The sequence below is a fragment of the Oscillibacter sp. CU971 genome (assembly GCF_905219725.1).
Lineage (GTDB): Bacteria > Bacillota > Clostridia > Oscillospirales > Oscillospiraceae > Oscillibacter.
This window is the reverse complement of sequence record NZ_CAJMXG010000115.1, coordinates 1-9136: the sequence shown is the minus strand read 5'-3', so window position 1 is coordinate 9136 and position 9136 is coordinate 1. Positions and strand designations below refer to the sequence as shown.

Here is a 9136-nt window from a genome sequence, read left to right as displayed (position 1 = left end):
AGGTTACATTACAATTTTCCAATCACGGCGGGACAATTCCAAAGGAAAAACTGGAGCGGATTTTTGAGCAGTTTTATAGGCTGGACACGGGACGCGGCACAGGCGGGGCCGGACTGGGCCTTGCGATTGCCAAGCAGATCATCACACTCCACAATGGAACGATCACAGTGGAGAGCAGAGACGGTCTGACGGTTTTTACCGTAATACTTCCTGCTTTGTAGGAAAATTGTTCGAAAGTCCGTAGAGAAAACGTAAAACAAGCATCGGCGGTTTTGGTATGATAGAACCAAACTCGCCGATGCTTGTTTATGGGAGGAACATCTATGTTTATGATTAGAGAAATCCTGGGCTATTGTATCATCAGTGCCATCTGCCTTTTGGGTATGGCCATTCTCTACGCGCCCGTTTGCTTCCTGCTCCGAAATCGAGTGCAGCCGGCAAAGCAGCTCGCCTATTTCCTGTTCGGGGCCTGCGTAATCATCGTCCTGGCGGCAACGGTCATCATCGGTTCGTCCAAAACCGCTGCGGCAGATCGTTCACTGAACCTGGTCCCGTTCCAGGTCTTTCAAGAGACCTGGGGTATGCCGGAGCTGAAAAAGATTGCTCAAACTGCCGCAAATGTCGTGATGTTTGTCCCGCTGGGCTTTCTGATGCCGGTGGCCTTCCGGAGAATGCGCAGCTTTGGGAAAACCACTCTTTCCCTGGCGCTGTTCTCCTTTGCCATTGAGTTCACGCAATATTTCACCGGCAGGTCGGCAGACATCGACGATCTCATACTCAATACTTTGGGCGGGATATTGGGGTATCTGATTTTCTTTGCAGTGTCAAGGCTGTTCTGGAAAAAGCGTCCCCGCAGGACAAACCGAGCCTGTCACCGCTCTGTGAGAAAATCGTAAGAAAGTTCGTAGGAAAACAGAGGAACCCTGTGTGAGCGAGCGAGAAAACAGCGTTCTTGCTTTTGGTACAATGACTGTGCCAAGGCAAGAGCGCCTTTATTTTTATCAGCGGGAAAGGAGTTTTCACATGGAATTGCTGATCGACCATGTTTCCAAGCGATTCAAGGACAAAAAAGCGGTCAATGACATCAGCCTGGAGCTGACGCCAGGGGTCTGGGGCCTGTTGGGGGCCAACGGTGCGGGCAAAACCACCCTCATGCGGATGATCGCCGGAATCATGCAGCCCACCTCCGGCCGGGTGGTGTATGACGGTGTTCCCATCCAGGAGTTAGGGGAACAGTACCGGAGCATTTTCGGGTTCCTGCCCCAAGACTTCGGCTTCCACCCGGAGTTCACCGTCAAGGACTACCTGGCCTATGTGGCCGCCCTGAAGGGTCTCCCGGAGAGGCAGAGCTGGCGGAGGATTCGTGAGCTGCTGGAGCGGGTCTCCCTGATGGACGTCTACAACAAGAAGATTTCCAAGCTCTCCGGCGGCATGAGGCGCAGAGTGGGGATCGCCCAGGCCCTGCTGAATGACCCGGAGGTTCTGATTCTGGACGAACCCACCGGGGGCCTGGATCCCGGTGAGCGGGTGCGCTTCCGCAATCTGCTCTCGGAGTTCGCCCATGACCGGATCGTGCTGATCTCCACCCACATCGTCCCCGATGTGGAGTATATCGCCACCTGCCACGCCATCATCAAGGGCGGCAAGCTGCTGGCGACGGGGACGACGGAGGAACTTGTCAAGCTGGTGGAGGGCAAGGTGTGGAGCTGTACCATCCCGGCAGAGCTGGTGCCGGNGTATGAGAGTAAGCTGCAAATCACCAATCTGCGAAACGAAAACGACGGCAGCGTCTCCATCCGTTATCTGTCAGACCGGCCCTGCAACGCCGTTTCCAGTGCCGTGACACCCCGCCTGGAGGATCTGTATTTGTGGATGTTCCCGGAAAGCAGCGGAGAAAGTGACAGGAGGTATCAGTAAATGCGAATCTTTCGGCTGGAACTGAAACGGATCTTGAAGTCAAGGCTCACTTGGAGTTTGCTGGCGCTGGCATTGATCCTCTCCGCCCTGCTGGCCTATCTGCCGACTACCTACTGCTACAGCAACTATACGGACGAGGCCGGGAACGAGGTTAACTTAACCGGACTGGCCTCCATCGCCTATGAAAAAGAGCGGCAGGCAGACGCCAGCGGCATTGTCACCCCGGAACGGGTGCGGGAGGCCGTAGAGATCTATCAAGCCTGCCTTACGTCCTACGGCGTCACGGAGTCTTACGATCTGCCGGAAGGCGTCTATGAGAAAGAAATCCTCCCCATCGCCCCGCTGCTCCACGGCGTGAAGGAGGCGTTTGCCGACCCGGACACCGGCATGGCCCCCACCATCATGCAGATCGACCCGGCCCAGATCGACGACTACTATTCTGTCTGCGAAGCACGGATCGCCTCCCTGATGGCCATGGAGCAGCCGGACAGCCCCGCTGTCCAGCACAAGGCCGTGGAGATGTACAGACAAGTGAAAAAGCCCTTTGAGGTCTATCCCGGCATGAGTTCCACCATCCTGGACTACCAGAATATCATAGGCTTCCTGGTGCTGCTGTTCTGCGTGGTAATTGCCGCCCCGGTGTTTTCCGCCGATTATCAGTCGGGCGCGGACGATATTCTGCGCTGTACCCGGAATGGCCGGGCCAGGCTAGGTGTTTCCAAGGTGTTGGCCGCCCTGTTCGTCAGCGCCGCCGCCTTTGTGATCTGCGCCGTCGTGCATATTATGGTGGTCAATAGCCTATTCGGTTGGGAGTGTACCAAGACCTCCATCCAGATGCTCTACTCCATTGTGACCCTGACCGGCATGAATATCGGGGAGCTTCAGCGCCTATTTGCTGTGGCCGGTCTGCTCTCGGTGCTGGCCTCCGTCAGCTTCACGCTGTTCCTCTCCTCCAGAAGCAAGACCACTGTGGCGTCTCTGGCCTCCGGGCTAATGTTTTGCATCGCGCCGGTGGTGCTCTCTATGACGGTGCCGGGGGCGCTGTCCACCTCGTTGTGCAGCATCCTCCCCGCCAGCGGCACCAGCATCCAGGCCAGTATTCTCTACGCCATTACTGACTTCAAGTTTTTGAACTTAGGCGGTCTGGCGGTCTGGACGCCCTGGGCCATGATCGGGGCCTGTATCATTGAGATACCGCTGTTCGCGTTCCTGGCGGTGCGCTCCTATTGTAAACACACAGTAAATTGAAAACAGCTTAAAGAACCTGTTAATAAATCCCACCATGAGACGCAAATTGATCTGCCCAGCGGCAGAAAAGAAAAAAACCGCTGCTGGGCAGTCCTTCTCTCATGCCTAAAATATGTTATTTAAAGCGGCGGTTTTGATTTCAAAGCCGCCGTGTTTCGCATATAAAGTCCGGCGGCTGATAGGAGGTGTAGCCGCCATGATGGGATATAACGGTATTCAACACGGGCATAGAGGGGACAATNCATCAAAAAAACTACTGCCCCTGTCAGGAGGCAGTGCACCTATGAGTATAAACTATACAGTATAGGTAATAACCACTATACTTTACATTCCGCCCGGAGGGTCCTGGACCCTCCGGGCATTTTTTGTCGGATTACGTCATTTTTGCGGCCTCAAAAATTTTATCAAAAAGCGGGCGTTTTGCGGGCAGCGGACGGCAGCGGCNGTGTCTTGGTAGCGGAAAGGGAGAAAACCACCTTATCCCCCGGCGAAAGGGGGTGAGTAAATGGAAATCCCCCGCGACTATGACGAGCGGAGCCGCTTTGACGCTTTCTGCAAGGCGGTCCTGCGAAATGAAGCCCGGAGCTATATGCGAAGTCTTTGCCGCCAGCGGAAGCATGAGTTTTCGCTCTATGCTGTTCCGTGGGAAGAAATGGACAAGCTCCGCACCGCAGACGACTACCCCAGCGACAGCTTTGTGTTCAGCGCCCACGGATATGATCTGCACATTGGCAATGAACTGGTAGCCGAGGCGTTCTCCGGCCTGTCCGGACAGGACCAGAGCATCCTGATCCTGCGCTGTGTCCTGGATATGACGGATGAGGAAATCAGCCGGATCATCGGCCTGTCCCGAAGCTCCGTCCAGCGCCGCCGGGCAAAGGCCCTGGACGAACTGCGGATGAAATTGGCGGCGATTGCGCCGAAAGGAGGAAAGAAATGAGCAGTCCAATCTACAAGGGCCGGGAGCCGCTGCCGCTGACAGTCATCCACGCCGCCAAGGCCGGAAACGGCGAGGCCATAGAGCAAGTTCTGTGGTATTACAGAAGTTACATAAACAAGCTCTGTACCCGGATGCTTTATGACGAGACCGGCTGTCCCCACAGATGTGTGGACGAGTACATGAAGCGCCGCCTGGAGGCCAAGCTCACCCAGGCCATCATTTTTATGAACTAACCAACCCCACGGGCGGGAGGAACGGCTTACCCTTTCCACGTTCCTCCCGTCCGCCCCGGCGCGGAATCAAATCCCGCCGTGAGACGCAAACCATCAAGCATATTTGCTTTGACCGGAACATAAACATTTGCGCAGGAGGTGTCTGCCATGGAGGAAAGGGCAAAAACGGCAAAAAACTTGACACAGCCGCAAGAGGTCACGGCGACCATCCACTATGCGCGCAACGGTCCAAGCCTGGAATCCTGCCTGGTTTCCATCCTTTCTGCACACCTGTCAAAAAGTGCGGTTATTTGACGCTTTTTCTCATATTTGCTACAATATAGATGTAGATATTGTTCCGCAAATATGAGAGGTTTCAGCAGAAGGGAGCATCTATGACCTTTGTGCGGAACAAAAAAGAGAACAGCGACAGTTTTATCGTCCAATGGAACATAGCGGTCTATGTCCGCCTCAGCAAAGAGGACGGGGACAAACTGGAAAGCGACAGTATCCAGAACCAAAAACGAATCATCGAGCAGTATATCAAATACTTGGAGGACCAGGGAGAGCAGATTGCCTCCGTGGAGGTTTACTCCGATGACGGCTACCCGGGCGGAAACTTTGACCGCCCGGAGTATAAGCGCATGATGCGGGACATTGAGGCGGGAATCATTAACTGTGTGATCTTCAAAGACAACTCCCGCCTGGGCCGGAATTACCCAGAGCTGGGCCGTCTTATGGAGGAATACTTTCCGCAGAAGGGCATCCGGGTCATCTCCGTCTTGAATCACATAGACAGCTTGAAGGACCCCCATGGGTATTGCAGTGCCATTGTCTCCTTTTCCAACATTATGAACGATGACTACATCCGGCAGCTCTCCATCAAGATCAAGTCCACCTTTGCCATGAAGCGGGAGCGAGGGGAGTTCCTTGGCAATTACGCGCCCTATGGCTATGCGAAGAGCCCCGAGGACCGGCACAAGCTGGTGATCGACCCGGAGGCCGCCGAGGTGGTCCGCATGATCTTTCACTGGTACGCCGGGGGAACGCCTGCCAGCCGCATTGTCAAGCAGCTCAACGCCCTGGAGATCATGCCGCCCTCGGTCTATAAGACCAGCAGGGGCTGCAGGGGCTTTGACCGNCATNCCAGNGGAGGCGTGAAGCGCAACGCCTGGGCGCTGACCACGGTGAACTCCATCTTGAAGGACGAAGTGTACATCGGGAATCTGGTGCAAGGCAAGCACAAAAGCACCTCGTACCGGACAAAGNAAATGGNCCCCACGGATGAAAGCGAGTGGACGGTGATCGAGGGGACCCACGAGGCCATCATACCGGACGAGGTATTTGCCGCGGTGCATGAGCGTTACGCCCGGCATCCCAGGGCACGCAAGGACCTGCAAACCAGCTACCCGCTTTCCGGATTTGTAAAGTGCGCCCACTGTGGGGGGCGGATGAACCGGAACGTCTCCCACGGCGTCGCCCGGTTCCGGTGCATGACCCGGATATATTCCCCGGAGAAATGCCAGTGCCCATCCATTCGGGAGGCAGCGCTGGAGGCGGCGATTTTGAAAGCGATACAGGCGCAGATACAGGAGCTGGTGGACGCGAAGGCGGTCATTGACGCGGCCCGGCAGGTCAGAAGTGACGGACGTGCTTCCAATGAATACCTGATTGCACTCAACCGCGCCGAGCGGGAGCGGAAACGGCTGGAGGACGCAAAATTCCGCCTGTACGACAACTTTGAAAAGGGAATCCTGGACCAGGACGAATATCTCCGCTTCAAGGAGAAGTACAACGGGGAGATTGCGGAGCAGGAGGGGCAGATCAAGCGCCTTCAGACGGCCATGGCGGAGCTCAAGGAGGCCCGGCGGCAGGATGACGAGTTTGTATCTTATTTTGAGCGGTACGGCAACATCGACCGTCTGGACCGGGAAACCCTGGAGCGGCTGTTGGATCATGTCTCCGTAGAGGACGCGGCCAACGTCCACATCTATTGCAAGTTTTCCCCGGAACGTGGAAAACTCCTCGACTTCGCAAAGAATGTCGAGGAAGAGACAACGAGTGCGGCAGTTGATACACATTGAGACAAAATCTAAAGGGTGATTTGCAGTTGATACACCCTTTCGCGGAAGATGCCGGAAATATCAGGTGTTTTCCGACAAAACCCAGCAAATCCAAAAAGAACATAAAAAATCGTGTACGAAGTGCGGCATCCATATGAGTGGGGCTACACATATCAACCTTTAGGTTATAAGTAATTCTCCAGCCATAATCTTCGGGTACACATACAGCTGCATATCGCTTTCCCGCCAGGCTCCGCCCTGACTCTTGAAGTAGACGACATGATCCAGCACCGTCTTCAGCAGCGCGTTCTTCTCAGCAGGAGTTCTCAGCGTGGCGTACACATCCAGCACGTTCTGGATGCTGGGCGCCACGCTTTTTCTCGTCAGCTCCGCCTGGCGGAGAGCGCCCAGGTGCTTCCTCAGAGTTTCGATCTGCCGCTCCGTCTCCGTGACCCGNGCGGTCAGGACGCGGGACCGCTCCAGGAACACGTCCTTGCTGTAGAGTCCCTGCTCCAGCAGGTCGTACAGGCTGTCCTTCTGCTTGTTCAGTGCGTCCAGTTGATTCCGAGCCCTGGCGATGCTCCGCTCCGCGTCCTGGATGGCCTCGGCGTTTTCATTCTCTCCCTCACCAGACCGCGCGCGGACCTTGTATGCCTCCAGCCACTCCGCCAGCGCCGCCAGCAGGGCTTCCTCCACCACGTCCCGGCGGCTGCCGACGGTAGGGCACTTGGCGGTGGGGCACATGACCATAGGTGCGCCGTGGCTACCCTGGGGCAGCTGCACCAGGGACCGGCCGCAGACAGAGCAGTACAGCAGCCCCGCCAGGGGATTCGAGATGGCCTTGCTGCTGGAGACAGGAGCATGGCCCCGGCTGGTCATCATGGCCCTGGCGGCGGTCCAGATCTCCTCTGTGATGAGCGGCGGGTGGACGCCCTTGCGCAGTTCCGTGTCCCGGTTCACCGGGTGGCTGATGACCACCTTGCCGTCCACCATGCGCTTGATGTCAGGACGGTAGGACCAGCGGATGTACCCGGCATAGGTGGGGTTTTTCAGCACGTCCCGGACGGCCGCGGCGGACCATTGGACGCCTCCCGGGGAGAGGATGCCCCGGGCGTTGAGCAGGTTCGCGATGGCGTAGCTTCCCAGGGGCTNGCGNCCGCCGTCAGGCTGCGGGTCTCCCAGGGTATAGAGCTGGAAAATTTCCCGGACCACGCCGGCGGTTTCCGGCACAGGCTCCAGGGTGTAGCCCTTCTGGCGGGGGAGCTTTACCTTCCGGTAGCCGTAGGGCGGCGTCCCGGCGATGTACTTTCCCTCGGACAGGGAGGCCAGGCGGCCCCGCTGGAGGCGGCGGTTGATGGCCTTGTACTCCCGGCGGGACATGAAGAGGCCGAACTCGAAATATTCCTCGTCCGCCTCGTCGGCGGGGTCATAGATTTTCTCCGGCGTGACGATCTTCGTCCCGCTGTATTGGAAGGTCTCCGCTACCACGCCCTGGTCTTTGGTGTTGCCTCTGGCAAGACGGGGAACCTCCATGACCAGCACGCCCTCAAAGGCGCCGGTCTCCACCGCAGCCAGGAGCTTCTGCATCTCCGGCCGGTCGGCGATGGAATCGCCGCTGACGACCTCCTCGTAGATGTGGGCGATGGAGTACCCCCGCTGCTTCGCCAGGGCCAGAAGTGCGTCCCTGTGGCGCTGGAGAGTGTCAAAGCTGCCGGTCTGGAGCTCCAGGTCCCGGTCCTTCCGGGATTTGCGGAGATACATGAGGTATTGTTTCATGGCGGGGCCTCCTGTGAGAAGCCGCCCCGGAGCCGTCTGGCCGGGGCGGTTTTTATTTGCGGGGTTCTATTTCTGTAAACGCCTCCTGCCGCCGATCGGAAGCCCTGCGGATAACAACTCTGTCCTCCTGGCAGAAAATCTCCACCTCATCGTTTTCCCGCATGCCGATCTGCTCCAGGAGCCTGGTGGGAATCTGGATGCCGAAGCCGCTGTCGGGCCATTGGATTTCGTGAGGGTGAGGCATAGGGGAGACCTCCCTTGTGATGTGTCCAACTTGGGCACATTTTTATTGCGCCTTTTTCAGCTCTGCTACGTCGTGGGTCAGGAGGCGGACTACGGTTTTCAGGGTGTCGACTTCTTCCTCCAGCGCTTCCACCCGGTCTTTCTGTGCCAGCGTGTCTAACAGATTTTGATGCCCCTCCGCCAGCAGGTCTAGGCGGGGGAGGACCACCGCTTCCTGTGTGACTGCTACCTTTTGCAGAAGGTCCCTCATTTCCGTCTGCTCGGTCTTCATTTCTTCCAGCAGCCGCAGGATTTTCTCTTCGTTGTTCATGGCGTCTCCTTCCTTTTGTGTCCAAGTTGGACATCGGCTTAGTTATTAACTTCTGCCTCCCGCCGCTGGCCGGAGGCCCTACGGATCATAGCCCTGTCCTCCTGACAGAAAATCTCCACCTCATCGTTTTCCCGCACGCCGATCTGCTCCAGGAACCTAACTGGAATCCGGATGCCGAAGCCGCTGTCGGGCCATTGGATTACGTGAGGTCGAAGCATAGGGAAGGTCTCTCTTGCTGTAAAAGAATTTTATATGTATCGCTGCAGAACAGCAACAAGCTGCTCTTTATACTGCCGGATATCGTAAACGTCTTTTAAAGTGTATCTGGTCTCTTTTTTAGCTTCGTCCGGTACTACAAGGTACTTCATATTTTCGGTCAGTCTCAAACGGCAAATCCATTTTCGGGTATTTCCCTTATACAAAACGC

Annotated in this window: 12 protein-coding genes; 8 read left to right on the top strand and 4 right to left on the bottom strand. The window is 56.6% G+C overall.

The window, feature by feature from the left end:
- The 8 genes from JX325_RS09330 to JX325_RS09295 all read left to right on the top strand — a co-directional run.
- The coding region (locus tag JX325_RS09330) for an ATP-binding protein (protein WP_243414017.1) at window positions 1-221 on the top strand (221 nt) is incomplete at its 5' end.
- A 102-nt stretch (window positions 222-323) separates the two neighbouring features.
- On the top strand, window positions 324-896 hold the full coding sequence (locus tag JX325_RS09325) for a VanZ family protein (protein WP_204790880.1): 573 nt from the start codon (window positions 324-326) through the stop codon (window positions 894-896).
- A gap of 127 nt (window positions 897-1023) precedes the next feature.
- Entirely contained in the window at window positions 1024-1917 is an 894-nt protein-coding gene (locus JX325_RS09320; RefSeq protein WP_204790879.1) for an ABC transporter ATP-binding protein, read from the top strand.
- Entirely contained in the window at window positions 1918-3165 is a 1248-nt protein-coding gene (locus JX325_RS09315; protein ID WP_204790878.1) for an ABC transporter permease, read from the top strand. It begins immediately after the preceding gene.
- A gap of 505 nt (window positions 3166-3670) precedes the next feature.
- On the top strand, window positions 3671-4105 hold the full coding sequence (locus JX325_RS09310) for a sigma-70 family RNA polymerase sigma factor (RefSeq protein ID WP_204790877.1): 435 nt from the start codon (window positions 3671-3673) through the stop codon (window positions 4103-4105).
- Window positions 4102-4338, top strand: a complete 237-nt coding sequence (locus JX325_RS09305) for a helix-turn-helix domain-containing protein (protein ID WP_204790876.1) — start codon at window positions 4102-4104, stop codon at window positions 4336-4338. Before JX325_RS09310 ends, JX325_RS09305 begins: the two co-directional genes overlap by 4 nt.
- A 147-nt stretch (window positions 4339-4485) precedes the next feature.
- Window positions 4486-4632: a hypothetical protein gene (locus tag JX325_RS09300; protein ID WP_204790875.1), complete on the top strand. Its 147-nt coding sequence runs from the start codon at window positions 4486-4488 to the stop codon at window positions 4630-4632.
- An 80-nt stretch (window positions 4633-4712) separates the two neighbouring features.
- Window positions 4713-6401 carry a recombinase family protein gene (locus tag JX325_RS09295; RefSeq protein WP_204790874.1) on the top strand — a complete coding sequence of 563 codons (1689 nt, stop codon included), beginning with the start codon at window positions 4713-4715 and terminating at the stop codon, window positions 6399-6401.
- 159 nt (window positions 6402-6560) lie between these two features.
- On the opposite strand, the gene JX325_RS09290 is transcribed toward JX325_RS09295, so the two are convergent.
- The 4 genes from JX325_RS09290 to JX325_RS09275 are packed head-to-tail and all read right to left on the bottom strand — an operon-like array spanning window position 6561 to window position 8927.
- Window positions 6561-8156 carry a recombinase family protein gene (locus JX325_RS09290; RefSeq protein WP_204790873.1) on the bottom strand — a complete coding sequence of 532 codons (1596 nt, stop codon included), beginning with the start codon at window positions 8154-8156 and terminating at the stop codon, window positions 6561-6563.
- 52 nt (window positions 8157-8208) lie between these two features.
- Complete coding sequence (locus JX325_RS09285) at window positions 8209-8400, bottom strand: AbrB/MazE/SpoVT family DNA-binding domain-containing protein (protein WP_204790872.1); 192 nt, start codon at window positions 8398-8400, stop codon at window positions 8209-8211.
- A gap of 42 nt (window positions 8401-8442) precedes the next feature.
- Entirely contained in the window at window positions 8443-8709 is a 267-nt protein-coding gene (locus JX325_RS09280) for a hypothetical protein (protein WP_204790871.1), read from the bottom strand.
- A gap of 38 nt (window positions 8710-8747) precedes the next feature.
- Entirely contained in the window at window positions 8748-8927 is a 180-nt protein-coding gene (locus JX325_RS09275) for an AbrB/MazE/SpoVT family DNA-binding domain-containing protein (RefSeq protein WP_204790870.1), read from the bottom strand.
- Window positions 8928-9136 lie beyond the last annotated feature (209 nt).